27 protein-coding genes are annotated in these 24,431 nt (G+C 50.9%); 9 read left to right on the plus strand and 18 right to left on the minus strand.

Annotation, left to right across the window (positions count from 1 at the left end; all coding sequences use genetic code 11):
• Window positions 1-152: 152 nt before the first annotated feature.
• Entirely contained in the window at window positions 153-350 is a 198-nt protein-coding gene (locus K384_RS13735) for a hypothetical protein (protein ID WP_157630082.1), read from the minus strand.
• On the opposite strand from K384_RS13735, the gene K384_RS06515 reads away from it, so the two are divergent.
• Complete coding sequence (locus K384_RS06515) at window positions 332-985, plus strand: MBL fold metallo-hydrolase (RefSeq protein WP_038030636.1); 654 nt, start codon at window positions 332-334, stop codon at window positions 983-985. The two genes, K384_RS13735 and K384_RS06515, sit on opposite strands and share 19 nt — an antisense overlap.
• 177 nt (window positions 986-1,162) lie before the next feature.
• Here K384_RS06515 and K384_RS06520 read toward each other — a convergent pair whose 3' ends face one another.
• Window positions 1,163-1,771, minus strand: coding sequence for a DUF2179 domain-containing protein (locus K384_RS06520; protein ID WP_169737624.1), 609 nt, complete (start codon window positions 1,769-1,771; stop codon window positions 1,163-1,165).
• A gap of 135 nt (window positions 1,772-1,906) precedes the next feature.
• Window positions 1,907-2,878, minus strand: a complete 972-nt coding sequence (locus K384_RS06525) for an NAD-dependent epimerase/dehydratase family protein (RefSeq protein ID WP_038030638.1) — start codon at window positions 2,876-2,878, stop codon at window positions 1,907-1,909.
• A gap of 78 nt (window positions 2,879-2,956) precedes the next feature.
• Between K384_RS06525 and K384_RS06530 the strand changes: the two genes are divergently transcribed.
• Both K384_RS06530 and kbl read left to right on the plus strand, forming a co-directional pair.
• Entirely contained in the window at window positions 2,957-3,169 is a 213-nt protein-coding gene (locus K384_RS06530; RefSeq protein WP_038030639.1) for a hypothetical protein, read from the plus strand.
• Window positions 3,170-3,183: 14 nt separating this feature from the next.
• Window positions 3,184-4,383 carry a glycine C-acetyltransferase gene (gene kbl, locus K384_RS06535; protein ID WP_038030641.1) on the plus strand — a complete coding sequence of 400 codons (1,200 nt, stop codon included), beginning with the start codon at window positions 3,184-3,186 and terminating at the stop codon, window positions 4,381-4,383.
• Window positions 4,384-4,875: 492 nt separating this feature from the next.
• Here kbl and K384_RS06540 read toward each other — a convergent pair whose 3' ends face one another.
• From K384_RS06540 to purN, 15 genes are all read right to left on the minus strand, one after another.
• Entirely contained in the window at window positions 4,876-5,352 is a 477-nt protein-coding gene (locus tag K384_RS06540) for a GNAT family N-acetyltransferase (RefSeq protein ID WP_157630083.1), read from the minus strand.
• Window positions 5,324-5,851 (minus strand): hypothetical protein, encoded by a 528-nt coding sequence (locus K384_RS06545; RefSeq protein ID WP_038030643.1) that lies wholly within the window; start codon window positions 5,849-5,851, stop codon window positions 5,324-5,326. The genes K384_RS06540 and K384_RS06545 overlap by 29 nt, the downstream gene beginning before the upstream one ends.
• 14 nt (window positions 5,852-5,865) lie before the next feature.
• Entirely contained in the window at window positions 5,866-6,933 is a 1,068-nt protein-coding gene (locus K384_RS06550) for a hemolysin family protein (protein ID WP_038030645.1), read from the minus strand.
• Window positions 6,934-6,954: 21 nt separating this feature from the next.
• Entirely contained in the window at window positions 6,955-7,422 is a 468-nt protein-coding gene (gene rnhA / locus K384_RS06555) for a ribonuclease HI (protein WP_038030833.1), read from the minus strand.
• A gap of 20 nt (window positions 7,423-7,442) precedes the next feature.
• A complete protein-coding gene (locus K384_RS06560; RefSeq protein WP_038030648.1) occupies window positions 7,443-8,036 on the minus strand; it encodes a MarC family protein in 594 nt (197 codons plus the stop codon).
• A gap of 37 nt (window positions 8,037-8,073) precedes the next feature.
• On the minus strand, window positions 8,074-9,147 hold the full coding sequence (locus tag K384_RS06565; RefSeq protein WP_038030650.1) for an aminotransferase class V-fold PLP-dependent enzyme: 1,074 nt from the start codon (window positions 9,145-9,147) through the stop codon (window positions 8,074-8,076).
• A 35-nt stretch (window positions 9,148-9,182) separates the two neighbouring features.
• Window positions 9,183-9,908 carry a protein phosphatase 2C domain-containing protein gene (locus tag K384_RS06570; protein ID WP_038030652.1) on the minus strand — a complete coding sequence of 242 codons (726 nt, stop codon included), beginning with the start codon at window positions 9,906-9,908 and terminating at the stop codon, window positions 9,183-9,185.
• Window positions 9,905-10,984, minus strand: coding sequence for an endonuclease/exonuclease/phosphatase family protein (locus tag K384_RS06575; protein WP_051633195.1), 1,080 nt, complete (start codon window positions 10,982-10,984; stop codon window positions 9,905-9,907). The genes K384_RS06570 and K384_RS06575 overlap by 4 nt, the downstream gene beginning before the upstream one ends.
• Window positions 10,981-12,273 (minus strand): rod shape-determining protein RodA, encoded by a 1,293-nt coding sequence (gene rodA / locus K384_RS06580; RefSeq protein ID WP_038030654.1) that lies wholly within the window; start codon window positions 12,271-12,273, stop codon window positions 10,981-10,983. The genes K384_RS06575 and rodA overlap by 4 nt, the downstream gene beginning before the upstream one ends.
• Window positions 12,274-12,275: 2 nt before the next feature.
• Complete coding sequence (locus K384_RS06585) at window positions 12,276-14,096, minus strand: penicillin-binding transpeptidase domain-containing protein (protein WP_051633196.1); 1,821 nt, start codon at window positions 14,094-14,096, stop codon at window positions 12,276-12,278.
• 3 nt (window positions 14,097-14,099) lie between these two features.
• The gene (locus K384_RS06590) at window positions 14,100-14,618 is read right to left on the minus strand and encodes a hypothetical protein (RefSeq protein WP_038030655.1); all 519 of its coding nucleotides are present in this window, start codon (window positions 14,616-14,618) and stop codon (window positions 14,100-14,102) included.
• Window positions 14,619-14,624: 6 nt separating this feature from the next.
• A complete protein-coding gene (mreC, locus tag K384_RS06595; protein WP_038030658.1) occupies window positions 14,625-15,461 on the minus strand; it encodes a rod shape-determining protein MreC in 837 nt (278 codons plus the stop codon).
• A 46-nt stretch (window positions 15,462-15,507) separates the two neighbouring features.
• A complete protein-coding gene (locus tag K384_RS06600; protein WP_038030839.1) occupies window positions 15,508-16,536 on the minus strand; it encodes a rod shape-determining protein in 1,029 nt (342 codons plus the stop codon).
• Between the two features lie 163 nt (window positions 16,537-16,699).
• Window positions 16,700-18,238 carry a bifunctional phosphoribosylaminoimidazolecarboxamide formyltransferase/IMP cyclohydrolase gene (gene purH, locus K384_RS06605; RefSeq protein ID WP_038030660.1) on the minus strand — a complete coding sequence of 513 codons (1,539 nt, stop codon included), beginning with the start codon at window positions 18,236-18,238 and terminating at the stop codon, window positions 16,700-16,702.
• Window positions 18,239-18,286: 48 nt separating this feature from the next.
• A complete protein-coding gene (gene purN, locus K384_RS06610; protein WP_038030662.1) occupies window positions 18,287-18,883 on the minus strand; it encodes a phosphoribosylglycinamide formyltransferase in 597 nt (198 codons plus the stop codon).
• A gap of 112 nt (window positions 18,884-18,995) precedes the next feature.
• Between purN and K384_RS06615 the strand changes: the two genes are divergently transcribed.
• The 6 genes from K384_RS06615 to K384_RS06640 all read left to right on the plus strand — a co-directional run bounded on the left by K384_RS06615 (window position 18,996) and on the right by K384_RS06640 (window position 24,429).
• Complete coding sequence (locus K384_RS06615) at window positions 18,996-19,685, plus strand: hypothetical protein (RefSeq protein ID WP_038030664.1); 690 nt, start codon at window positions 18,996-18,998, stop codon at window positions 19,683-19,685.
• Between the two features lie 5 nt (window positions 19,686-19,690).
• Entirely contained in the window at window positions 19,691-20,230 is a 540-nt protein-coding gene (locus tag K384_RS06620; protein WP_051633197.1) for a YceI family protein, read from the plus strand.
• Window positions 20,231-20,286: 56 nt separating this feature from the next.
• On the plus strand, window positions 20,287-20,808 hold the full coding sequence (locus K384_RS06625) for a hypothetical protein (RefSeq protein WP_051633198.1): 522 nt from the start codon (window positions 20,287-20,289) through the stop codon (window positions 20,806-20,808).
• A gap of 18 nt (window positions 20,809-20,826) precedes the next feature.
• Window positions 20,827-21,741 carry a WD40 repeat domain-containing protein gene (locus K384_RS06630; RefSeq protein ID WP_038030665.1) on the plus strand — a complete coding sequence of 305 codons (915 nt, stop codon included), beginning with the start codon at window positions 20,827-20,829 and terminating at the stop codon, window positions 21,739-21,741.
• A gap of 96 nt (window positions 21,742-21,837) precedes the next feature.
• Window positions 21,838-23,151: an NADH:ubiquinone reductase (Na(+)-transporting) subunit F gene (gene nqrF, locus K384_RS06635; protein ID WP_038030666.1), complete on the plus strand. Its 1,314-nt coding sequence runs from the start codon at window positions 21,838-21,840 to the stop codon at window positions 23,149-23,151.
• 96 nt (window positions 23,152-23,247) lie between these two features.
• On the plus strand, window positions 23,248-24,429 hold the full coding sequence (locus K384_RS06640) for a formimidoylglutamase (protein ID WP_051633199.1): 1,182 nt from the start codon (window positions 23,248-23,250) through the stop codon (window positions 24,427-24,429).
• The last annotated feature ends 2 nt before the right edge of the window (window positions 24,430-24,431 follow it).

Raw genomic sequence — 24,431 nt, forward strand, 5'->3', positions numbered from 1 at the left:
AGCGAGAAATCTCTTTTGCCTTCTTGTGGTTTGGCGTGAAGAGCTCTCTCACTCGCTTCGCTCGTTCGAGATGACAAATTATGCTCTGCTTCGAAAAGCACAGAAGCATTATCGCCGTGCTCTCTGCGGTGAACAAAAGGAAAACAGCAGAGTTATGTGGCAAAGCAAAGCGGATGCGTTGCTGTGTTGCGTCCGGCTGTTTTTTGGGCTGCGTCCGGTGCGCACCACACAAACAAAGCATGCACTGCCAAAGGTGCACGCAGGCGCCGGCTGTTCCCCGATGCTTCGAAAATGTGTAGTTTTGTGCCAATGCCAACGGAATACAAACGATATGACACGCGTTCAGACATTTACTTTTAATCCTTTTTCAGAAAACACCTATGTTATTTATGACGAGCAAAGCCGCGAAGCGGTGATTGTGGACCCGGGTTGTTGGGAGGCAAGCGAACGGCAGGCGTTGCTCGAATACATACGGAAACAGCGGCTGCAGGTAACGGCTGTGTGGAATACCCATTGCCATTTGGACCACGTATTTGGCAACCGCTGGGCAACGGACACCTTCGGCGTGGGCTTGTGGGCACATGCCAAAGAGCAGTTCAACCTGGACAACATGGCGATGGTGTGCAGCTATTTTGGCATTCCGCCTTTTGACCCGGGCAGCATAGACCACCATCTGGAAGAGGGCACGCGGCTGACAGTGGGTAGTGCCGTCTTTGAAGTGTTCTTTACGCCGGGGCACTCGCCCGGTCATGTGGTCTTTTACAATGCCGCCGAGGGCTATTGCATCAACGGCGATGTGCTCTTCCGCATGAGCATTGGGCGCACCGACCTGCCGGGCGGCGACCATCTCACGCTTTTGCGTTCTATCCGTGAAAAGTTGTTTGTGCTGCCCGATGATACGGGGGTATATACCGGGCACGGCGAGCCGACGACCATAGGCTTCGAAAAGCGCCATAATCCGTTTTTGAATGGAGCGTATGATTGAGGCGCCATTAATGTTTAATCATAGAAAATAACGCCCCCCAACAAACAGGAAAAAGTTATCCTCTGTGGTAAAAAGGAAACACTCACCACGGAGGTCACGGAGTAGCACAGAGGAAAGAATTACACTCTGCGCCCCTCTGTGTCTCTCTGTGGTGAAGAAAAAGAAACACTCATAAAACTATTTCCGTTTGGTGAGCCCACGCAAGATGCTGACCACCGGGCTGTGGCTTGCCGTGGTGGGAAAGATGCCTTCCTGTGCGGCACGTACCTGCTCTACGGTGTAGAACGCCTTGGGGTGGTAATGACACAGGCGCTCGATGAAACGGGGCAGGCGTTTGCGTTCTACTACCGAGAAAAGAATTTTCACATTGCCGCGGCTGCCGCGCGCGTCCACCAGCGTATAGCCGAAGCCTTCGCTGCTGAGCGCAGCCAACAGTTCGGGGCTCAACTCCGGCAAGATGGCACGCACGATGAGCTTGCCCACCGCCAGCTTGCCTTCGATGAGCATGCCCACGAAGGTGCCCGTAGCATAGCCGCCGGCATAAGCCACATAAGAAATGGGGTTGTCTATGTATTGAAATATTTGCCCGATAGCCAACAGCCATATGAGCGATTCGAAGAAACCCAGAAAGGTAGCCGTCTTGCGCTTGCCGTTCATGACAAACATGATGCGCACGGTGGCAATGGATACGTCGCTTACCCTTGCCAGGAAAATCATGGCAGGCAACACAAACCAACGAAACTGTTCGGGGCTGATGCCGAAGTGTTCGATAAAGAAAGATTCCATGGCAGTCCGCTTGTTTATACTGCAAAGAAAGGGCTTTTGTGGGGTGATAACAATTTTTTTAACAGCAAAAAGCTGCCATGCCCGGGCACGGCAGCGCTTCTTTGTTTGCATACAAGGAAGCAGGCGGCTTGGCTGTCAAACAATCTCGCCTTTCTCCATGCCTGCTTTTATGTTGGCAAGCATCACTTCGGTCATGCGGTCCAGGTCATATGCAGGCTGCCAGCCCCAGTCTTGGCGTGCGGCGCTGTCGTCGATGCTTTGAGGCCAAGAGTCGGCGATTGCCTGCCGGAAGTCGGGTTGATATTCTATGGTGAAATCGGGAATGTGTTTTTGAATGGAAGCCGCTATTTCGCGTGGGCAGAAGCTCATGCCATGCAGGTTATAGCTGGTGCGCACTTTGATTTTGCCGGCATCGGCATGCATCAGCTCCAGGGTGGCACGCACGGCATCTTCCATATACATCATGGGCAGGTAGGTGTCTTCTTTCAAGAAACAAACAAAATGCTTTTGGAAGAGCGCCTTGTGATAAATCTCTACGGCGTAGTCGGTGGTGCCGCCGCCGGGCATCGACTTATAGCCGATAAGCCCCGGATAGCGCAGGCTGCGCACATCCACACCCCAGCGGTTGAAATAATACTGGCACCAGTTTTCGCCTGCCTGCTTGCTGATGCCGTAAACGGTGGTGGGTTCCATAGAGCAGTGTTGGGGAGTGTTTTGGCGTGGGGTCGTAGGACCAAATACCGCAATGGAGCTGGGCCAATATACTTTGGCAATGTTGAACTCTATGGCGGCATCCAGCACATTGAGCAGCCCCTGCATGTTCAGCTGCCAGGCGTGCTTGGGGTGCTTTTCGCCCGTTGCCGACAACATGGCTGCCAAATGATAAACCTGCGTGATTTTGTGTTTTTGAATCACCTCGGCAAGGGCTTTGGGGTTGAGTACGTCCAGTTTTTCGAAAAGAGGGAACAGCTGCTTGCGTCTTTCGTCGGGGTCGCGCACGTCGGAAGCCACCACGTGGGCTTCGCCGTAGATGTCCTGCAAGCCGGCCACCAGCTCGGTGCCCAATTGCCCGGCTGCGCCAATCACCAATATATTATCTTGTGCCATAGGAGATAGGTTGTCTTAAACAATTTCTTTAAGTTTGTGCAAAGTTAGCATTTTATAAAGTAAAAATTGAGTAATTTCATGGCAGAGACGCAGCCGCTGAGTTTAGAAGAATTTCTGCAAAAGAAGAAAATAAACGTGGCAGCTTTGCGCAAGCACATGCCGGAGCTGTGGAACGAGTGGCAGGCGCTGTGGCAGGAGATGAGCCCGCAGAGCTTCGATGCCCAAAAGAAATTTCTGTTCAACCGTTTGCGCCGCCGCTTCCCGCTTTCTGCTTCTGTATCTTCAACATAAACCTACGATAAAACATGTACGGAAAAATACAAGAACACCTGCAAAAAGAACTGCAATCGATTCGTGAAGCCGGTCTCTTCAAAGAAGAGCGCATCATCAGTTCGCCCCAAGGCGCCGAAATCACCCTGAAAGACGGGCGCAAAGTATTGAACTTCTGTGCCAACAACTACTTGGGGCTCTCGTCGCATCCCAAGGTGATAGAAGCCGCCAAGCGGGCTATCGACACCCACGGCTTCGGCATGTCGTCGGTGCGTTTTATCTGTGGCACCCAAGACATCCACAAAGAGCTGGAAGAAAAGATATCGACTTTCTTGGGCACCGAAGACACCATACTTTATGCCGCCGCCTTCGATGCCAACGGCGGGGTGTTCGAGCCGCTCTTTGGTCCCGAAGATGCCATCATTTCCGACGAGTTGAACCACGCTTCCATCATCGATGGCGTGCGTTTGTGCAAGGCGCAGCGCTTCCGCTACAAACACAACGACATGGCGGACTTGGAAGCCAAGCTGCAGGAAGCCCAAAGCGCCCGTTTTCGTATCATCGTCACCGACGGGGTTTTCTCTATGGACGGCACCATCGCCCAATTGGATAAAATATGTGACTTGGCAGAAAAATACGATGCCCTGGTGATGATAGACGAGTGCCATGCCACCGGCTTCATGGGCAAGACCGGACGCGGCACCCACGAGTACCGCAACGTAATGGGGCGCATCGACATCATCACCGGCACCTTGGGCAAAGCACTGGGCGGTGCTTCCGGCGGCTTTACCTCCGGACGCAAAGAAATCATCGAGATGCTGCGCCAGCGCTCGCGTCCTTACCTCTTCTCCAATGCTTTGGCGCCGGCTATCGTGGGGGCTTCCATTGCAGTCTTTGACCTGCTGAGCGAGACTACCGAGCTGCGCGACAAACTGGAGCGCAATACCAAGTATTTCCGTGAGAAGATGACCGAAGCCGGCTTCGACATCAAGCCGGGCGAGCACCCCATCGTGCCCATCATGCTTTATGATGCCGTCTTGGCACAAAAGTTTGCCGACCGCCTTTTGGATAAGGGCATCTATGTGATTGGTTTCTTCTATCCGGTAGTGCCCAAAGGGCAGGCGCGCATCCGCGTGCAGCTGTCGGCAGCCCACGAGCAAGAGCACCTCGACAAAGCCATCCGTGCCTTCGTGGAGGTAGGGCAGGAGCTGGGCGTATTGAAAGCTTCCGTTTAAGTTTTGTTTTTAAGCATAACAACAAAAGGAAGAGCTTTCCCGGCTCTTCCTTTTATTTTTTTCTCTTTTGAGTGTATTGCTCTTTGCCATTTCGAGCTTTTTTTGTCATTTTGAGCGTAAGCGAGAAATCTCTTTTGGTTTTTGTAATTTGGTTTAATGGAGATCTCTCACTCGCTTCGCTCGTTCGAGATGACAAGCTGCGTGAACAGCGACATGACAAACTGTGTTTGTGTAGCCGCTTTTTATGCTTTGTTATTGAGCGTCCTTTTGCCACTTCGGGCGTCCCTTTTATTATTTCGAGCATCCCCTTTTTTGTCATTTCGAGCGATAGCGAGAAATCTCTTGGCTTTTTGCAGCTTGATTTGATTAGATTTCTCACTTCACTTTGTTCCGTTCGAAATGACAATATACGCTTGCACTTCGTTCGGGATGACAGCATTGCCATTTATGTGTACCCAAAGGGCAACGCCCATAGTCTGCTTATAGACGGTTTCAGGGCATCCACTCGAACAGGCGGTAGTGCCCGTCGTCCATGCCCAACGAACGGTAGGTGGCTATGGCTGCTTCGTTGTTTTGTTCTACATAGAGGCGTATGCCGCAGAACTGGCTACTTTCGGCCACTTGCTTTTGGGTGAAGGCATAGAACTGGCGGAACACCCCGCGCCGGCGGTATTCGGGCTTTACATACACCGATTGAATCCATATAACGTAGGCATTGCGCCAGTCGCTCCATTCATAGGTGTGCATCATGCAGCCCACGACCTCGTCGCCGTGCAGGGCAATGTAGTATTTGCCTTTGGCAGGGTTCTCCAAAACGGCTTTGATGCCTTCATACAGTGTTTTTTGCAAAAGCTCCATGCCTTCGCTTTCCTTTGCCATTGCCTGCTGAAAGGCAACGAGCAGGTCCAAATGCTCGGGCAAAGCCGTTTGAATGCGGCATTTAATCGCCGGTGGGGTCTCCCTTCTCATCGGTTGGTTTGGAGTCATTCGTCTGTGGTTTTTTGGCGGTTTGAAAAATGCCTATAAGAACTTCTTGCAGGGTATTTTGCAGTTCTTCCTGCAGCTGACGCAGCTCTTCTACCGGGTGGGTAGGTCTTGTTTGTTTGTGCCCGGGCCGGCGGAAGGCTTCTTCTATAAAGTCTTTTAAGTGAGGCAGCTTTTTGGCTATCAGCTCTTCCAGGTCGAAGGTGATTTCCATATTGATTTCCTGTGCCTCCGTATCTTCTTTTACTTTTTGCCGGGCCTGTTCATACAGCTTCTCTTTGGCTTCGCGTATGGCTTCTTCTTGCAGCGCCGTAAGTTTTTCATGCTCTTTGGCATAGCGCTTGGCCAGCCGTTTGGCAGCGGCTTTTACTTCTTCTTTCAACTGCCCGGCTATGTAGTCGTTTTCTTGGGCAAGCACTTCCAACATGGCGTCTTCGAGCTTCTTGCGCAGGGCTTTCTTTTTTTCTTTCATTGAGTTGTCCATGATACAGTTGTTTTTTAGGTTTCAGGTGGTGGGGGCGTAGTGTCCCGGATACCGAAACGGGCGGCACGCTGCTCCCAGCTTTTGCGTGCCCACTGCTGAAGGTCTTCTATGTTGTCCAGCTCGTCCATGATTTCGGTGCCCAGGAGGGTCTCCACGCAATCCTCCATGGTAACAAGGCCGGCCACACCGCCGTACTCGTCCACTACGATGGCGATGTGTTCCCGCTCTTGCATAAATTTGTTAAATACCTCGGGTAAGGTTAGCGTATCATGGATGAAAATGATCTCCCTTTTCAGCGAAGCCAAAGGTTCATTGCCTTTTTGCCGGATGAGGTGTTCGAGCATTTCGGTTTTCAATACATAACCGGTGATGTTGTCTATGTTTTCATGAAAGACGGGAATGCGCGAGAAGCGCAGCTTGGGGTGTTTGTCGTAAAAGTCTTGAATGGAAGTGCTTTCGTCGGCAGCCACCATCACCGTGCGTGGGGTCATGATGTCGGACACGCGAATGCTGTTGAGATGCAGCAGGTTTTTGATGATTTGAAACTCTTCCTTACGGAAAATGCCTTCTTTGGCGCCCACCTGCGTCATGGCAAAAAACTCTGCCCGGCTAAATACACTTTGTTGCTTGTTGCGTTTGAGCAGGCGGGTAATGAAACCGCTCATCCAGACCAGCGGCGACATGAGCAAGGTAATGACACGGATGGCTCCCACGGCAAAAGCGGCTATGTGCTGTGCATAGCTGGCGCCGATGGTTTTGGGTATGATTTCCGAAAACACGAGGATGGCGATGGTGAGGCCGCCCGAAAAAATAAGGGGCGACACCTCGGGAAAGAGCACATTGGCTTGCACGCCCACACCGGATGCCCCAATGGTGTTGGCAATGGTGTTGAGCGAAAGAATGGCAGCCAAGGGGCGGTCTATGTCCGTTTTCATGGCTTTCAGATGACGGGCATAGGCTTTGCCTTCTTGCAGCTTCATTTCTACGAATGATTCGGGAACGCTCAAAAGAGAAGCTTCCAGCAAAGAGCAAAGGAATGAAGTGAGCAAGGTGAATAAGGCGTAAAATATCAACAGTTCCATAGTGTATATTGGTATCCGTTTTTAAGCATTTTGGTTATTGAGGCTGTCTTCATAGGCTTGGTCTATATGGAGGCTGCTGTTGCGGGCAGCCTCCACGGCCAGGTGGTCGCAGCGCTCGTTTTCGGGGTGGCCTGCATGCCCTTTGACCCACACAAAGCGCACCCGGTGCTTTTGCAAAAGGGGCAGCAGCTGCTTCCACAGGTCGGCATTGGCGGTGTTTTTGAACCCGCGCTGTTGCCATTTCTTTAACCACCCTTTTTCTATGGCATTGACTACATATTGCGAGTCAGAGTAAACAACCACTTGCCAGCCGCTGCCTTTGATTTGCTTGAGGGCATCGATGACAGCCAGCAGTTCCATGCGGTTGTTGGTGGTAAGACGGAAGCCCTTGGCCAGCTCCTTCTCGTGCTGCTTATAGCGCATCACGATGCCGTAGCCCCCGGGTCCCGGGTTGCCCAAAGACGCCCCGTCGGTGTAAATTTCTATGATTCCTTGTGGTGACATGTGTTTTAAGAGGCTTGTGCGGGAATAAAGTAATGTATGTTGCTTTTGAATATTTTGATGGCAATGGCTAAGAGCAATATACCAAATACTTTCCGGAGAATGTTGGCACCGGCTACGCCCAGGCGCTTTTCGAGCCATCCCGAGGCTTTCAGCACGATATATACCAACGCAAGATTCACAACAATACCTATGAGAATGACTACCCGTTCATATTCGGCACGTAAGGAGATGAGGGTGGTCATGGTGCCGGCCCCGGCAATCAGCGGAAAAGCCAAAGGCACTATAGCCGACGTTTTGGCATCGCCGGTGTCCTTGAAGAAATGCGCCCCCAGCACCATCTCCATGCCTATTAAAAAGATGATGATGGAACCGGCAATGGAGAACGACTGAATGTCCACGCCCAGGAAGTGCAGCAAAATGTCGCCGTAATAGAGGAATACGACCATAATCAAGCCGGCTACGAGAGTGGCTTTGGCAGCATGCAGCTCGCCGGCTTTTTTGCGCAGGTCAATGATGATGGGAATTGAACCTAAGATGTCAATGACGGAGAACAGAACCAAAGAGACGGTGACTACATCTTTCCAGTGAATGTGTTCCATAGCTGTTGTATTCGTGTTTTGAGGATAAAAGGTTGGTTTAAGCTGTTTGAAAGGTAGAAAAAACTTCTGATAGCTGCTGAAAATGGGCGTCGGGAATAGCCGGAAAATTGGCAATACGGAAGCTGCCGGCTTTCCATGGTCCGTAGCCGTTGCCTATGTGTATGCCCTGTGCAAGTGCATGTTGTTTGAAGGCTTGTATTTGCTGCGGCGAGCCCTGTACGCCCAACACACTTACCGAACGGTTGTCTGCCCGTTGCACCAGCGGTTGCCATTGGGGGTGCTCTTCCAAAAAGCGGTACCACTCTTTAGCCCGTTGGCGCAGCCGCAGGTCAATTTCCACAATATGCGGAATGTACTCGAGCACACGCATCAGCAAGTATATATTCAGCACATTGGGGGTGTAGGTGGTTTGGTTGTTTTCCATTTTCTCAAGCAGGTAGGAGAGGCTGTTATAGCGCCCCCGCTCGCCAATTTGCCGCACGCGCTCGACCGCTTGGGGCGACAAACACATTACGCCCAGGCCGGCGGGCAGGCCAAAGCATTTTTGCACCGAGGCATACCATATGTCTGCCTGCTGCCAGGGGAGCAACACGCCCCCCATCGAAGAGGTGGCATCGACCGAAATGAGCGCTTCGGGGAAAGTGCGGCGCACCTTTTCCAAAAAAGATGTGGGCAGGGCGGTTGTGTTCGATGTTTCGTTGTGGGTCAGCGCAATCAGTTCGCTTTCGGCAGGGATGGCATCCAGCAGGGTGCCCGGGTCTTGGTCAATGCCGAAAGACAAGCCCGTTGCTTGGGGGTGCAGATGCCGGGTGTAGGTAAAACAGCGCTCGCCAAAAGCGCCGCTGAACAGGTGGGTGCTGTGTGCTCGTATGAGCGACTGCGCGATGACTTCCCACGCTTCTGTAGCCGACGACAGAAACAACAGACGGTAGCCGGACGGCAGGTCAAGCTTTTGTTGCATCAGTTGCCGGCAACGAACCACTATGGCTTCGAAGTCTTTGCTGCGGTGAGGCAAGCTCAAAATGCCCTGCCTGTAGGCATCTTGTAGTGCCTCGTGCAGAAAATCATAGACCTGTGCGGGTCCCGGGTTGAAAGTAATGGGGGGCGTCATAGGGAGTGCTGTTTCAATGTTTTTGGGGGCTTAATCTAAAATTTTGCACGAATGATGGTAATATCGTCCGTAGGAACACAGTGATATTCATCGGCCAGTTGGGCAAATTTACGCTGAAGCATGGTAGGCATGTAATCATAGGTGTTGTCTATGAACAAATAGTGAATGATGTCGAAGGCATCGCTTTCGAAGCCCAGTTGGGGCGATGAAATGGTTTCTATGCCATTGGTAGAAATGGTAATGTCTTGCGGTTTGTCTATCTTGAAGCGGTAGGTGTGGCGGTCATACCACTTGTCAAAGGAGAAGCGGGACAAGTGATAAGCCAGATAGTCCATCTCTGACTGCGCTTCTATTTCAGTGATTTCGCCATCTATACACAGCACGCCATTGCCGGAAACCAGCAAAAAAGCTTCGTGGAGCTCTTCGCTGTAAAACATCAATACAAAAGTGGCCAGCAGTTCGTTTATTTCCAGTTGAAGCCGTTTTTGTATCGACTTCAGTTCCTTTACAAACTGTGTCATCACTTCGCGCACGTACTGCTCTGTTTGCCGGTGCTCTGCCTGGCCGAAGGGGATGGTTTTTACCACCTTTCGCAGCAGTTTGCCATAAAGGGCAGCACTGAACTGGCTGTCATAGCCCGAAGAGCAGCCGTCGATGACGGCGCCAAAATAAAAGGAGCGCCCCAGGGGGAGGTCCAACAAAAAGTCTTCGCAATAGTTGGGGTGTTCACTGCCTTTCTGTATGAACTTGTATATTTTCATGGAGTCGTTTGCACTTGTTCAAGAATAATGTACACGGGGAAATGGTCGCTGTATCCGCCCAAATACTTATCGCCAGCATAGGTGCGTAGCGGGTAGCCCTGATATTCCCCGGTTTTTTCACGCATATAATCAGGGTTGAAGATGCGGGCGCTGCCTATCTTGTAATGCAGACGGTTGCCCGGGTTCACCAAGGGGGGCGACAATATGATTTGGTCGAGCATTTGCCAGTTGCCCCGGTAGCAATAGCTGCCTTCTTGCAGGTAATCGAGCACGCCCATGGCGTTGTAGAGCTCATCGCTTGCCAGGTCGAAAGAGTGGGGGCGTGCCTTCAGTCCGTCCCATATGCTGGCGTCGGTGGGCTCATCGTTGAAGTCGCCCATCACTACTATGTTGGCATCGGGGTCACCGGCACGAATCGCCTCTATGATTAAGCGCACGGTGCGGGCGGCTTCCATGCGTTTGGGGGCACTTGCTTCCAAACCACCACTGCGGGATGGAAAATGACACACCAAAACATGCAGAGTGTCTTTTCCGCCCAATATGCCGGAAACCAGCAGTATGTCGCGTGTCTTGTCGCCGGCTATATTGACCGGATAAGCCTTGGTGACCAAGGGCTTGAAAGCATAGCGCTTGTATAAGAGTGCCACGTCGATGCCCCGCTCATCGGGCGAGTCATAATGGGCGATGCCATAGTCTTTGAACCGCAGGTAGTCGGTGTTTACCAGGTCTTCGAGCACCTGTTTGTTTTCTATCTCACAAAGCCCCAGTATGTCGGGAGCATAGCTTTCTATACGGGAAATAATGGTCGATATATTTTTCAGTTTGGTTTGATAACGCTCTTTTGTCCACTGCAAGCGTCCGCCGGGAGTGAAGTCATCGTCTTGGGTGGCGGGGTCGTTATAAATGTCAAACAGGTTCTCTACATTGTAAAAAGCCAGTACGTACTGCTTCCCCGCAGCTGCTTTTCCTTTGCCAAAAGGCAGTTGTTGGGCAATGCTTGTATTTGCAAAAAAGAAGAATGACAAAAGCCAATGAGTGAAAATAAAACAGAGCGATGCTTGTATGCGTCGTTTCATGTCCAGAAGATTTGATTTCTATGAGCGTCTAATTTAAGCAAGATAAACAATAACGTACTAAAAGCCCACAAGGAAGAGCCACCATAAGAAATAAATGGCAGGGGAATGCCTACTACCGGGAATAAGCCCATGGTCATGGCGAGGTTGAGGGTAAAGTGCATAAACAGAATAGAAGCCACACAATAGCCATAGATGCGGGCAAAACGCAGCTTTTGGCGTTCGGCTATGTACACGATGCGCGACATGAGTGCCACAAAAAGGGTGATGAGGGTCATGCTGCCCAGCCATCCAAACTCTTCGCCAATGGTACAAAATATGAAGTCGGTTTGTTGTTCCGGCACGAAGTTGAACTTGGTTTGGGTACCTTGCAGGTAGCCTTTGCCGGCAAAACCCCCGGAGCCAATGGCTATTTTCGACTGCTGCAGGTTGTAACGTGAGCGCCGCGCCTCTTTGTCAATGTTTTCGTCAATCAATACCAAAATACGTTCTTTTTGGTGCGGCTTCAATATCTTATCTGACTGAAAGATGGTGTCAACACTGGCGGCAAAGCCCATAAGAATGAGCGTGGGAATGCCAACCACCAAAAGCAGCTTAAAAGAAAAGCCTTTGTTGAGGTAGCTCAACAGGGCGATGAGTAGTGCGGCTAAAACCAAAAAAGCAAACAAAAGGTAACTGATGGGCTGTATGACCAGTGCCAATACAAAAGTGAGCCCAAACAAAGCGGGAATAATGAGAAAGAGCGGCGAAAGCCCCTCGCGAAACATAACCAACACAAAGGCAGCAAAGACGAGTGTGGAGCCGGCATCCGGCTGTAACAAGATGAGCAGCGCCGGCAATCCTATGATGCCGAAGGCAATCAACAGGTCGCGCCAGCGGTTAAGCCTCACCTCTTTGTTGCTCAGATATTTGGCTAAAGCCAAGGAGGTGAACACTTTCGCAAACTCAGCCGGCTGCAGGCGAATGCCCCCGAAGTCGAACCATGCCCTTGCCCCGCCAATTTTGACACCAAAGACCAATACCAGTGCCAGCAGCAGCACCCCCACGCCATAGGCTATGTAGCCCAAAGACTCGAACAAACGATAATCCATAAAGAAAATAACCGTGATAATGAGCAAAGTGCCCCCAATCCATAGCAGCTGCTTGCCGGCTGCATGCGTGAGTGAGTAAATAGGTTTGGGGTCCTGTGGGGCATATACCGCCGAGTAGATACTCAACAAGCCTATGAGTACCAAGGCCGCATATAAAAATACGGTGAGCCAGTCAATATATCGCAGCGTTTGGTTTCTCACGGTTATGGATGCTTTTTGGGTGAAAAGGTTTTTTGAATCGTTGTTTTTTCCAGCTCTTTACGGCTTACTTCGCCGGTCAGATATTTTTCTATCATCAAGCTGGCGATGGTTGCCGCCCATACGCCACCGAAACCTGCATTTTCTACATACACTGCAATGGCTATTTGGGGCTTTTCCTTGGGGGCAAAGGCTATGAAGGTGGCGTGGTCTTCGCCGTGGGGGTTTTGCACGGTGCCTGTCTTGCCGCAAATGACTATGTGCTGCTTGTCCGGGGGCAAGTGCGCCTGCCATGATACGGTCCCTGCTTTGAATGCCATTTCCATGCCCTCGATAATGGGGGTAAAGTAAGACGTATCGACGGGAACGGTTTGTTTTTGCCTGTAGGCAGGCAAGGGGCCGCCCAGCTCGCGCACTTCTTTTATTAGATGCGGCGGGTAGTAGTAGCCCCGGTTGGCAATAATGGCGGCCAAGTTGGCCATTTGGAGCGGGGTAACGCCTATTTCGCCTTGCCCTATACTCAAAGAATAAATGTTGGAGAAGCCCCAGCGCCCTTCGCCATACATGCGGTTGAAGTAGCCTATATCAGGGATGTAGCCTTTGCCTTCGTTGGCAATGTCTATGCCCAGACGCCTGCCAAAGCCGAAGCGTTCCACGTATTGCCGCCATTGATTGTAGTTTTTAACAATGGTTTCAAAGTCATCGCCGCCTTGAAGTATCACGCGGCGGAAAGCCAAGTAGTAAAAGGGGTTGCAGGAGTGGCGAATAGAGCTCACTACATTGGTGGGCGAGGGGTGCCCGTGGCAGCCCACCAAGCTTTGGTTGCAAGGCAGGTAATCGTAAAGGTGCAAGGCACCGGTTTGAAGCCCTATGAGTGCCTGCACGGTTTTAAAAGTGGAGCCCGGCGGATAGCGTGACTGTATGGCCCGGTTGTAGAGGGGTTTGCGCGGGTCGCGCAGCAGCTCGGCGAAGTGGGTCGACAGCTTGGGACCACTGAGCAGATTAGGGTCGTAAGAAGGGGCTGAAATCAAAGCCAGCACTTCGCCCGTGGCCGGTTCAATAGCCACAATGGCGCCCGTTTTGTTGCTCATAAGCAACTCGCCATAGGCTTGCAAATCCAAGTCTATGGAAGCTACCAGCTCGCTGCCGGCACGAGGGGCCTTGTCCAATGCCCCTTCTTTATAAGAGCCGACAATTTGGTTGAAGTTGTTTTTTACTACATAGCGTATGCCTTTCTCGCCTCGTAAGTACGGCTCATAAAAAGCCTCTATGCCGCTTTTGCCCACGTAGTCCCCTTGTTGATAGTAACCGGCGGTGTCTTTTTCCAGCTCCCGCGGGCTGATTTCGGCAATATACCCCAACGCATTGGCAAGGCTTTGATGAGGGTACACACGCACCGAGCGCGCCTGCACATATATTCCTTTGTATTCGGATAAAAGCTCTTGCAGGCGTGCATATTCCCGGCGGCTCAGCTGAGGAATGATTACGCCCCCTTTGCGTGGGTTGGGTATTTTGCGAATACGCTTGATCAACTCCGCCTTCGATAAGCCGGTAAGCCGGCAAAAAGAGGCGGTATCCACCCCCTTGAAGTCATAAGGAATCAGCATGAGGTCATAGACCGGCTCGTTGTACACAATCAGCTTGCCGTTGCGGTCGTAGATGAGTCCCCGGTGGGGCTGTTCAATCAAACGTTCCACCACATTGCGGTTGGCCGCTTCTTTGTAAGAATCATCGACCAGTTGCAGAAAAAAAAGCCGCACGGCAAACACCAAGCCTGTCAAAACAAAAAGCGTATAAAACAAATATTTCCGTCCCTCTAATTGCATATGTCAGCCTGTTTTAGAAGCAGCCATGCGCCCGAATAAGTAAACAACCGTTGCGGTAAAGAAAGTGCTTGCCGCAGCACGCAACAGAATGAACCACCACGACAACTCACTGCCTGCCCCTTCCAGCATAAACAACACCAGATGATGGATAAACAGCAGCAGAAGAGCATATGCCAAGAGTGGGAGCGTGCCGGTAAGTTGCGGACTCAGGCGTTCGATACTTTCCGTTTCATTACCGCTACTCGATGCCAGCAGCCGGAGCGCCTGCGGTTGAATAAATGCCAGCAGGGTGGTGGCTGCTGTGTGAATGCCATTGGTTTCATAGTGCCAGTCCATGAGTACACCCATCAAAAAACCGGTCAATAGGGTATCGATTGGGCGGCGGTGCCCCAACAATATCCAATAGCCGGCATAAGCAAAACAGGCGGCCTGTTCGAACAACAGCAGGCGGCTGCCTATGAACCATTGAAAAAAAAGGAAGCCTGTAAACAGCAGTATATCTTTGATGGTATTGTTTCCCATAAATGCCTAAAAGTTGATACCTTCGGTGAGGCTGTCTATTTCTTCTTTGTCTGTTTCTTTGAGTACATACACATAGCGCAACTGCCGGAAATCGGTGCTTAGCTTCACTATCACATCGCGGTAGGTGCTGCCCGGAATGTCCTTCACTTCCGTGACGATGCCTATCAAGAGACCTTCCGGAAAAAGGCGGCTAAAGTTGGACGTGAACACGCTGTCGCCCCGGACCACCTTCACCGGCTTGGGCACGTCTTTGAGAGCGGCATAGCGTGCATTTTTACCATCCCAGCGCACATAGCTTTCATGCCCCAAACGAGGCAGATAGGCAGAAACACCAAAGTTGGTACTCAAGAGGGAAAGTACCACCGAATAATGAGGGCTGCATTTTACCACTTTCCCTGCCACGCCCTGCGGGCCGATAACGCCCATGCCCGGTGCAATGCCGGCTTGGCTGCCCTTGTTTATAAGAAAATAGTTGTTGCTTAAATGGGTTTGATTGCCTACTACTTGGGCATCGACCAGCTCGTAACGATCGCGCAACAAACTATCGGCAGGGGTGTGACGGAGGGCTTTTAGGTGGTTGAGTTGGGCATAGGCATGCCATAAGTCTTGACGCAGCCGGCTGTTCTCCTGCAGAAGTACTTGGTGGTCTTCCCGTAAATGAAAGTAGGCATACACACCGGCGACCTGTGTTTGCACAAAGCCGCTGAATTCACGCGCCCACTGTCTCAATACATAAGAATGATAGCTATTGCCTTGACTCATCCAGACAATAGCTATCGCTTCTAAAAGTATGAACAATAAAAAGACACGAATACGATACAAAAAAGCAAACAATGCTTGCATAGCAACACAAGAGCTTGATGAGGGGCAGAGGGCCCCCCGCTGTTATTTAAGAGGTCATCAATACAGGACGGTAGTGCTCAAGATTCTTAAGCGCAATGCCGGTGCCGCGCACCACGGCACGTAAGGGGTCTTCTGCCACATGAATCGGCAGCTTGGTTTTCATGTGCAGGCGCTTATCAAGGCCACGCAACAGCGCCCCGCCACCGGTCAAATGAATACCGTTTTTATAAATATCGGAAGACAACTCCGGCGGCGACATTTCCAGCGCCTTCAGCACGGCATCTTCGATTTTGATAATGGATTTATCCAGGCAGAAAGCAATTTCCGAATAACTCACTTTGATGACTTTCGGAATGCCGGTCATCAGGTCACGCCCACGCACTTCATAGTCATCGGGTGGGTTGTCCAGTTCAGCCAAGGCCGAACCTACCTCTATTTTGATTTGCTCGGCGGTGCGCTCACCAATGAGCAGGTTGTGTTGGCGGCGCATGTAGTCCAGAATGTCGCGGGTGAATACGTCGCCTGCCGTACGTATGGACTGCTCGCACACAATGCCGGACAAGGCAATGACTGCAATTTCGGTGGTTCCGCCGCCTATATCCACAATCATGGAGCCTTCGGGCTGCTCTATGTCAATGCCAATGCCAATGGCGGCGGCAATGGGCTCATGAATCATATAAACCTCTTTGGCACCGGCATGCTCGCAGGAGTCCTTTACTGCACGCTTTTCTACTTCCGTTACACCGGAGGGAATGCAAACCACCATGCGATAAGAAGGCTGAAACAAACGCCGCCCCGTGTCTATCATCTTAATCATGCCGCGAATCATCAGCTCGGCAGCCGTAAAGTCGGCAATCACGCCGTCTTTTAGGGGGCGTATGGTCTTGATGTTGCTGTGTGCCTTTTCGTGCATCTGCATGGCTGTGCGTCCTACAGCCAGCACTTTATTGGTAGGGCGGTCGATGGCAATGATAGAAGGCTCATCTACAACAATTTTGTCTTTGTAAATAATCAGGGTGTTGGCGGTGCCCAGGTCAATGGCGATATCGGCAATAAACAGGTCTCTTAATCCCATAGTTAAATGCGTGATTTTAGGCGTCAAAGATATAAAAAAAAGCAATGGTAATAGCACTTTTACGAGAAAGTGCCAAAAAAGTAGGGCTAAATTTAGTAAAAAAATAAGAGTGCCGCAGAGGGCACTCTCACTTTGGCGAAAAAAAGCGCCTCGCGGCCGCTTTTTAGTGTTTGAAATGCCGGTATCCCGTAAAGACCATGCTCATGTTGTGGGCATCACAGAAATCAATGGATTCTTGATCGCGGACAGAACCGCCGGGCTGAATAACGGCACGGATGCCTGCCTGCCAGGCTATCTCCACGCAGTCGGGGAAGGGGAAGAAGGCATCCGAAGCCATCACTGCCCCCTGCAAGTCGAAGCCAAAGTGGTTGGCTTTGGCGATGGCTTGCTTGAGGGCATCTACCCGTGAGGTTTGCCCTACGCCGCTTGCCAACAGCTGCTCGTTTTTTGCAAGCACTATGGCGTTGGATTTGGTGTGTTTTACCAGCTTATTGGCGAAAAGCAGGTCTTTGATTTCAGCCTCGGAGGGTTGGAGCCGGGTGACTGTTTTCAAGTCAGCGGCGGTTTCTACTTGTGCGTCGCGCTCTTGGCGTATGATGCCGTTCAGTACGGTGCGCACTTGCCATTGTGGCAGCTCTTGATGCTTTTGACGGAGCAAAATGCGGTTTTTCTTGCTTTTAAGCAGTTGCAGCGCCTCTTCTTCGAAAGCCGGCGCTATGAGCACCTCTACAAACAGCTCGTTGATTTTTTCGGCTGCCGCTAAGTCGATAGGGTGGGTGCAGATAAGCACACCACCGAATGCCGACACAGGGTCGCCGGCCAGGGCGCGCTCATAGGCTTCGGCAACCGAGCGCCCGTAAGCAGCGCCGCAGGCATTGTTGTGTTTCAAGATGGCAAAGAAAGGGCGCGGGTCTTGGGCAAAATCGGCAGCCAGCTGGACGGCAGCGTCTATGTCAATCAAGTTGTTGTAGCTGAGCTCTTTGCCATGCAGCTGCTCGAGCATGTCTTGCAGCTTGCCGTGGAAGAAGCCTTTTTGATGAGGGTTTTCGCCATAGCGCAATGCCTTGCTTTCGCGTATGCTTATCTTTAGGCTGTCGCTGTTTTGTGTAGAACGGTTGAAGTAATGGAAAATGGCGGTGTCGTAGTGCGAGCTGATGTCGAAGGCTATGGTAGCCAGTTGTTTGCGCTGCTCCAGGGTGGTGTGCCCCTCTTGTTCAAGCAATAGGCGATACACGGTCTCGTATTGTGCTTGTGAGGGCACGATGACCACGTCGCGAAAGTTTTTGGCAGCTGCCCGAATCAGCGAAATGCCGCCGATGTCTATTTTTTCAATGATATCGGCTTCACTTGCCCCGGAGGCAACCGTTGCTTCAAAGGGATACAAGTCCACCACCACCATATCGAAGGTGGGAATGTCATGCTTGTTCAGGTCTTGGCGGTCTGCTTCCAGATGGGTGCGGGCCAAAATACCACCAAACACCTTGGGATGCAGAGTTTTGACGCGCCCCCCCAAAATAGAAGGATAGCCCGTAAGGTCTTCTACCTTCTGCACAGGCAAGCCCAGCGATTCGATGTAAGCGCAGGTGCCACCGGTGGAATAAAGCTGCACGCCTTGCCGGTGCAACAGCCGCAGCAGGTCTTCCAAGCCTTCTTTGTGATAAACGGAAATAAGGGCGGTTTGAACTTTCTTTTTGAGTTCCATGGCGTTCAATCTATCTTTTTTCGTTGAGAGTTAGAAATACGTACGATACTAAGCATGAGCAGCAGGAAGGCGGCGCAACAACGCTTCTACTACTTGGGGGTAGTGCCGGTGCTCCAAAGCATGAATTTGCTCGGCCAGCTGCTCCGGGGTGGTGCCTTCGGCAATGGGCAGGCGTGCTTGAAAGATGTGCTGCCCTTCGTCGTAGTGCTCGTTTACATAGTGAATGGTAATGCCCGACTCTTTCTCACGGTTGGCTATGACTGCACGGTGCACATGCATGCCATACATGCCCTTGCCGCCATAGCGCGGCAGCAGGGCAGGGTGTATATTTACGATGCGCTGCGGATAGGGTTCGATGAGTGCCGGCGGAATGAGCCATAAAAAGCCTGCCAATACAATAAAGTCTATTTCGTGTTGTTTGAGCATGGCGATCAGCTCGTCGGTTCGCTCATAAAGCAACTCACGGTCAATAAGCAAAAAAGGAACGTTCCACTTTTTGGCACGTTCCAGCACATAAGCATCCGGTTTGTTGCAAACGATGAGCGCTACTTCGCCTACGTCGGCGGCTTGCTCTTTGAAATGGCGAATCAACTGCTCGGCATTGCTTCCACTGCCCGATGCAAAAACAGCTATTCGATGCGTCATGATGAATGGGGCTTTTGAGTCTGTAGAATTTTGTTTTGCAAAAGTATCAAAAAAATGTCAGCTCCATGACTTTCCGTCAATATATTTTGCGTGATATTGAACCAAAAAAACGATGAAACACACACGGATACTTATCTTGATGGTTTTGGCTTTGCTGTGGACACATGGCAGCTACGGACAGTACTTGAACAAGCAACTGTGGGGGAGTGTTTCCCTTGCGGCAGGGGCGCAGCAATGGAGCGCCGATGCGGCAATTTTCAAAATGCATCCATTGTTTGGCACCTCTTGGCTGGAGGCAGGCTATGGTTTGCGTGCCACTTTCTTTTCAGGGAAAGAACGCTACTTTGAAACAGCGGATGCCTCCCTGCGTCAGGACGCCGCCAATATTGACTCCTTGTATATCGAAAGCGCTTCGGTGGGTGCACTCAATGCTTTTGTGCTCATAGAAGCCCGCCCGCTTGAGAAATGGCGCGTAGGCTTCAATATAGACCTTGGCGGGTTTAGCGTGGGCGGCCGGCGCAATGCTGCTTACCGCGCACAAGGAAGTAACCAAACGGTGCCTGTCAGTGCAAGCCCTACGGCATTCAATATTTTATTGGTGGGCGACAGGGATATAGGCACCTTGAATTCAAACTTTTACGTAACTTATGATATTGCCGGGCAGTGGCGTCTGAGGGCTGCTTATCAATATCTGTTTGTGGAATACACCACCGAAGCCCCACTCCGCAATGACAACGACCGTTTCCGTTACAAGGCTTCCATGGTAAGTGTGGCTGTCATCAAGCGGCTGTCTAAAAACTAAAAACTATGAAACCACTATTCAAAAAATATGGACTGTACTGCCTGTTGTTGTGCCTGCCTGCTTGGGCATGGGCACAGCCGGGTTGGAAGGTAGAAGACTACAGCATACACTTCAAGATAAAAAACGCCGGTTTTTATGTGGACGGCACGCTGAACGATTTGGAGGCATCCATCGCTTTCGACCCCGCCACACTGAAGGGAAAAATAGAAGCGAGTGTGGGCGTGGCCACCATCAATACCGACAACCGGACCAGAGACAAGCATTTGCTTTCTGCCGACTACTTCGATGCGACGCGTTTTCCGCGCATCTATATGAAGTCCTACGATTTCAAGCGTGCCAAGAGTGGCAACTACATCGGCTATTTCTACCTGACCATCAAAGACGTGACGCGTCAGGTAACCGTGCCTTTTAAATTTGACGGAAAGACCTTCGACGGTTACCTGGAAATCAACCGCCGGGACTTTGGCGTAGGCGATAAAAGCTGGATATTAAGCGACATGGTAAAAGTATTTATCCGGGTCGATGTTTCAAGATTAAAAAATTAAATGCTTAATTTAATGAAGAAATAAAGTTTTGTTCACTGAAACGAATGTTTTGATTTATGGTAAAATCGCCTTTACCGCAGCATTTGCCTTTGTTGATTGCCGAAACACTGCAGGAATTGTCGGCGGTGTTGAAACAACTGCCTTCCGGGTTTTACGGGCAGTCACTTCCACTATTGGAAGGCAACAGCGTGGGCATGCATGTGCGTCATATGATTGAGTTTTTTGAATGTCTGATAAAACAAGTCCCTGAAGGAAATATAGACTACGACTTGCGCGAAAGACAAAAGCATATAGAAGAGGACCGGCAGATGGCTTTGGCAGCCATCGAAAACATACGCACCCATCTGATGGGCATCACGGAAGACAAGCCCTTGCAGCTGAAAGCGCTGGTGCTGCCGGATGTGGAGAAAATAACGGTGCCAAGCACACTATTCCGGGAGCTTGTTTACAATCTGGAGCATGTCATTCACCATGCGGCTTTGATAAGGGTGGCTATTCTGCACTACTGCCCCGAAGTCAGCCTGCCTGCACATTTTGGCTTGGCGCCTTCCACTCTCAAGTCCCGGCAATATTCGTAAATTGCCGGAAAAACAGCTATGCGTTTAGATGTACGTTTGTTGAACACCTTTGAAGGGCACAAAAGCAGTATTTATGCGCTGGCAGAAGAGGCCGGTGGCGTCTTTTTTTCTGCCGGCGGCGATGGCATCGTGGCACAGTGGAATGTGCATGATCATGAGCGGGCAGTGATGCTGGCACGTGTGCAAAACCCCGTCTTTGCCATGTATGTACATCCACAAGCCCGCCAACTGGTGGTAGCCGAAAATCATGAAGGCTTGCACTGGATTGACCTGGCACAAAAAAAGGAAATTGCATCACTGGCGTTAAGCAAAAAACGTTTTTTCGATATACAACCGCTCGATGAACACCATCTGTTGGTGGCAGGCGAGGAAGGCGTGCTTTTTGTGGTGAACAGTGAAACCTTCCGTTGCGTTGAAAAAATACAACTCTCACAAGACCGTCTGCGCAGCATCGCCGTGCACCCCCAACAGTCAGTCGTTGCCGTAGGGGGCAGCGAAGGCGTGGTGTTTTTACTCGATAAAGCAAGCTTACAGCTAAAACAACGCTTTGAAGCCCACAGCGCTTCTATCTTTACCCTGCGCTTTCATCCTGCCGGCACTTATCTGCTCAGCGGTGGGCGTGATGCCCGTTTGAAAGTATGGGATGCAACCGCAGATTTTGCTTTAAAACAGGAAATACCGGCTCATTATTACACACTGAATACTTTGGCTTTCCATCATCAAGGGGGCGATTTTGTAACCGGCAGCATGGACAAAACCATTAAGTGGTGGGACGGCGACACCCTGCGCCTCTTGAAAGTCATCGACAGGCAACGTTATCAAGGGCACAATTCCTCGGTGAATACCCTGATTTGGATGAAATACAAAAACTTGATTCTTTCTGCCGGCGACGACAGAACCGTGAAAGCATGGAAGATAGAAAGCCACGAATGAGGAATGTTTTCAAACAAAAAGCATCTACACTTGATTAGCTATCCGATTTATTGATATATTTGCGCAGTATTGAAACCATCCTAAAAAGAAACAATAATGTCTATAGCTGTTATTGTCGCTTCCGTTGCAGCATTTACAGTGGTTATTTTGCTACTGGTATTTTTGCTGCTGTTTGCCCAGTCCAAACTGGTGCCTCAAGGAAAAGTGAAAATCATCATCAACGGGGACAAAGAGCATCCCTTGGAAGTATCGCCCGGACAGTCGTTGCTGACCGCCCTGGCCACTTCGGAGAAAAAAATCTTCTTGCCTTCTGCCTGTGGCGGCGGGGGAACGTGTGCCATGTGTAAGTGCCAAGTATTGAGTGGAGGCGGGGAGCTGCTGCCCACCGAAGAGCCTCATATCAACCGCAAACAGCGCGAAGAGCACTACCGCCTGGCTTGTCAGGTGAAAGTGCGCCAAGACATGGAAATACGCATTCCCGAAGAAATTTTCGGTATCAAGAAGTGGGAGTGCGAAGTGGTGTCGAACTACAACGTGGCTACCTTCATTAAAGAATTTGTGGTGAAGCTGCCCGAAGGTGAAACCCTCGACTTTAAACCCGGCGGCTATGTGCAGATAGACGTGCCCCCGATTGTGGTAGATTTCAAAGATATTGATATTCGTCCGCATCCGGACGACCCTGCCGGGCCCGATAAGTTCCGCCCCGAGTGGGACAAATACAACATGTGGTCGCTCAAGATGGTCAACAAAGAGCCGCAATTCCGTGCTTATTCCATGGCCAACCACCCGGCAGAAGGTAACATCATCATGCTGAACGTGCGTATTGCCACCCCACCATGGGATAGAAAGAAAGGGGCTTTCATGGATGTGAACCCCGGTGTATGCTCTTCTTACATCTTCTCGCGCAAACCCGGCGATAAGGTAACCGTATCCGGTCCTTATGGTGAGTTCTTCATCAACCCCACTGACCGCGAAATGATTTACATCGGTGGTGGTGCCGGTATGGCGCCCTTGCGCTCGCATATCTTCCACTTGTTCCATACCGAGCGCACCAAACGCAAAGTATCTTACTGGTATGGTGGGCGTTCGCGTCGCGAGCTCTTCTATATTGACCACTTCCGTAAGATAGAAAAAGAGTTTCCCAACTTCCGCTTCTATGTGGCGCTTTCCGAACCGCTGCCCGAAGACAACTGGAAGGTGAAGAAAAACATAGATGACCCGGAAGGCGAAGGTTTTGTGGGCTTCATCCATCAGGTGTTGTATGAGCAATACTTGAAAGACCACCCTGAGCCGGACGAAGTGGAATACTACCTCTGCGGTCCGCCCCCCATGCTGGCAGCCGTTACCAACATGTTGCGTGACTTGGGTGTGCCCGAAGAGAACGTACGCTACGACGACTTCGGAAGCTGATAAAATACAAGCTGTTGCCTCTTGTTGCATCCCTTGTGCCTTGGGTACAAGGGATGTTTTTTATATATTCAGAAAGGAAAACCAACCAAGTCCGTTATGCAACCTATCAACTTCGAACCTTCTTTGTGGTGCACGCCCGTGCCCGGGGCACTGCTGCAGCACACCTATGAATTCGACGACCTTTTTCATAAGTTACATATTCATGGACGGGAGCACCCGGACCACCACCAAGTAGAACAAAGCGACATAGCGATTATAGGCGTGGGAGAGTACAGAGGCGGCTGCGCCGGCAGTGAAGGCATACAACAGGCAGTAGACACATGGCGTAAGTACTTTTATCGCTTGAAAGCCCATCGTAGCGACTACCGCATAGTGGATTTGGGTAATTTGATTCCCGGCGACACACTCGATGACACCTATACCCACCTGCAGATGGTCTGCGAGCAGCTGCTGCGCATGAATACACTGCCGTTGATAGTGGGCGGCACCCACGATTTGCTGTATGGTCAGTTCCGTGCTTTCGAAAGGGTCGAGCAAATGATTACCCTTGCCAACATAGATGCCGTGGTAGATTTGGGCGAAGAAAAAGAAGCACCCTGCAAACAGCACCTTTATAAGGTGTTGATGCATCAACCCAATTACATTTTCGATTTTGTACAATTGGGGCATCAGGCCTATTTGAATGGCGCCAAAACACTGGAAGCACTGGAAAAACTGAACTTTTCGTTATTGAGCCTCGGACAAATGCGTAACGACTGGCTGGAAGTAGAACCATTTATTCGTGCTGCCCATCTGGTAGCCTTCGACTTGAAAGCCATGAGTACTCTGGCAGCGCCGGGGCACGGAGCGGGGCATCTGTTCGGTCTTAGCGGTGAAGAAGCTTGCCACTTGGCTTGGTTTGCCGGCTTAAGCCCGCTCAACCGTTCGGTGGGCTTCTATGAGTTCAATCCGCAAAAAGACCCCTCGGGACAAACAGCCTTTTTGTTGGCAACCATGACTTGGTATTTTATTGACGGCTTCTATCGCCGGCGCCCTGTGGACTTCCAAAACGATGACTTTTTGCACTATCGTGTGCCTATTGGCAAGGGCAAGCATGCCTATGAGCTGCACTTCTACAAACAGCAAACCACAGATATGTGGTGGGTGGAAGTGCCCTATAGCCGGAATGATATATTTACCGAGCCACACTATTTGCCTTGCTCTTATAAAGATTATTTGCGCGCTTTGGAAGGCGAAGTGCCCGAGCGTTGGATTCAGGCTTCGGCAAAATTGCTATAGTC

Origin of the sequence: Thermonema rossianum DSM 10300, from assembly GCF_000426825.1 — a bacterium.
GTDB classification, from domain to species: domain Bacteria; phylum Bacteroidota; class Bacteroidia; order Cytophagales; family Thermonemataceae; genus Thermonema; species Thermonema rossianum.

Bases quoted from the DNA above. Each gene is read 5' to 3' on its own strand.
- K384_RS06515 (WP_038030636.1), top strand. From the start codon at position 332: ATGACACGCGTTCAGACATTTACTTTTAATCCTTTTTCAGAAAACACC.
- K384_RS13735 (WP_157630082.1), bottom strand. From the start codon at position 350: ATGTCTGAACGCGTGTCATATCGTTTGTATTCCGTTGGCATTGGCACA.
- K384_RS06520 (WP_169737624.1), bottom strand. From the start codon at position 1,771: ATGGAATCTTTCTTTATCGAACACTTCGGCATCAGCCCCGAACAGTTT.
- K384_RS06525 (WP_038030638.1), bottom strand. From the start codon at position 2,878: ATGGCACAAGATAATATATTGGTGATTGGCGCAGCCGGGCAATTGGGC.
- K384_RS06530 (WP_038030639.1), top strand. From the start codon at position 2,957: ATGGCAGAGACGCAGCCGCTGAGTTTAGAAGAATTTCTGCAAAAGAAG.
- kbl (WP_038030641.1), top strand. From the start codon at position 3,184: ATGTACGGAAAAATACAAGAACACCTGCAAAAAGAACTGCAATCGATT.
- K384_RS06540 (WP_157630083.1), bottom strand. From the start codon at position 5,352: ATGAGAAGGGAGACCCCACCGGCGATTAAATGCCGCATTCAAACGGCT.
- K384_RS06545 (WP_038030643.1), bottom strand. From the start codon at position 5,851: ATGGACAACTCAATGAAAGAAAAAAAGAAAGCCCTGCGCAAGAAGCTC.
- K384_RS06550 (WP_038030645.1), bottom strand. From the start codon at position 6,933: ATGGAACTGTTGATATTTTACGCCTTATTCACCTTGCTCACTTCATTC.
- K384_RS06560 (WP_038030648.1), bottom strand. From the start codon at position 8,036: ATGGAACACATTCACTGGAAAGATGTAGTCACCGTCTCTTTGGTTCTG.
- K384_RS06565 (WP_038030650.1), bottom strand. From the start codon at position 9,147: ATGACGCCCCCCATTACTTTCAACCCGGGACCCGCACAGGTCTATGAT.
- K384_RS06570 (WP_038030652.1), bottom strand. From the start codon at position 9,908: ATGAAAATATACAAGTTCATACAGAAAGGCAGTGAACACCCCAACTAT.
- K384_RS06575 (WP_051633195.1), bottom strand. From the start codon at position 10,984: ATGAAACGACGCATACAAGCATCGCTCTGTTTTATTTTCACTCATTGG.
- K384_RS06585 (WP_051633196.1), bottom strand. From the start codon at position 14,096: ATGCAATTAGAGGGACGGAAATATTTGTTTTATACGCTTTTTGTTTTG.
- K384_RS06590 (WP_038030655.1), bottom strand. From the start codon at position 14,618: ATGGGAAACAATACCATCAAAGATATACTGCTGTTTACAGGCTTCCTT.
- mreC (WP_038030658.1), bottom strand. From the start codon at position 15,461: ATGCAAGCATTGTTTGCTTTTTTGTATCGTATTCGTGTCTTTTTATTG.
- K384_RS06600 (WP_038030839.1), bottom strand. From the start codon at position 16,536: ATGGGATTAAGAGACCTGTTTATTGCCGATATCGCCATTGACCTGGGC.
- purH (WP_038030660.1), bottom strand. From the start codon at position 18,238: ATGGAACTCAAAAAGAAAGTTCAAACCGCCCTTATTTCCGTTTATCAC.
- purN (WP_038030662.1), bottom strand. From the start codon at position 18,883: ATGACGCATCGAATAGCTGTTTTTGCATCGGGCAGTGGAAGCAATGCC.
- K384_RS06615 (WP_038030664.1), top strand. From the start codon at position 18,996: ATGAAACACACACGGATACTTATCTTGATGGTTTTGGCTTTGCTGTGG.
- K384_RS06620 (WP_051633197.1), top strand. From the start codon at position 19,691: ATGAAACCACTATTCAAAAAATATGGACTGTACTGCCTGTTGTTGTGC.
- K384_RS06625 (WP_051633198.1), top strand. From the start codon at position 20,287: ATGGTAAAATCGCCTTTACCGCAGCATTTGCCTTTGTTGATTGCCGAA.
- K384_RS06630 (WP_038030665.1), top strand. From the start codon at position 20,827: ATGCGTTTAGATGTACGTTTGTTGAACACCTTTGAAGGGCACAAAAGC.
- nqrF (WP_038030666.1), top strand. From the start codon at position 21,838: ATGTCTATAGCTGTTATTGTCGCTTCCGTTGCAGCATTTACAGTGGTT.
- K384_RS06640 (WP_051633199.1), top strand. From the start codon at position 23,248: ATGCAACCTATCAACTTCGAACCTTCTTTGTGGTGCACGCCCGTGCCC.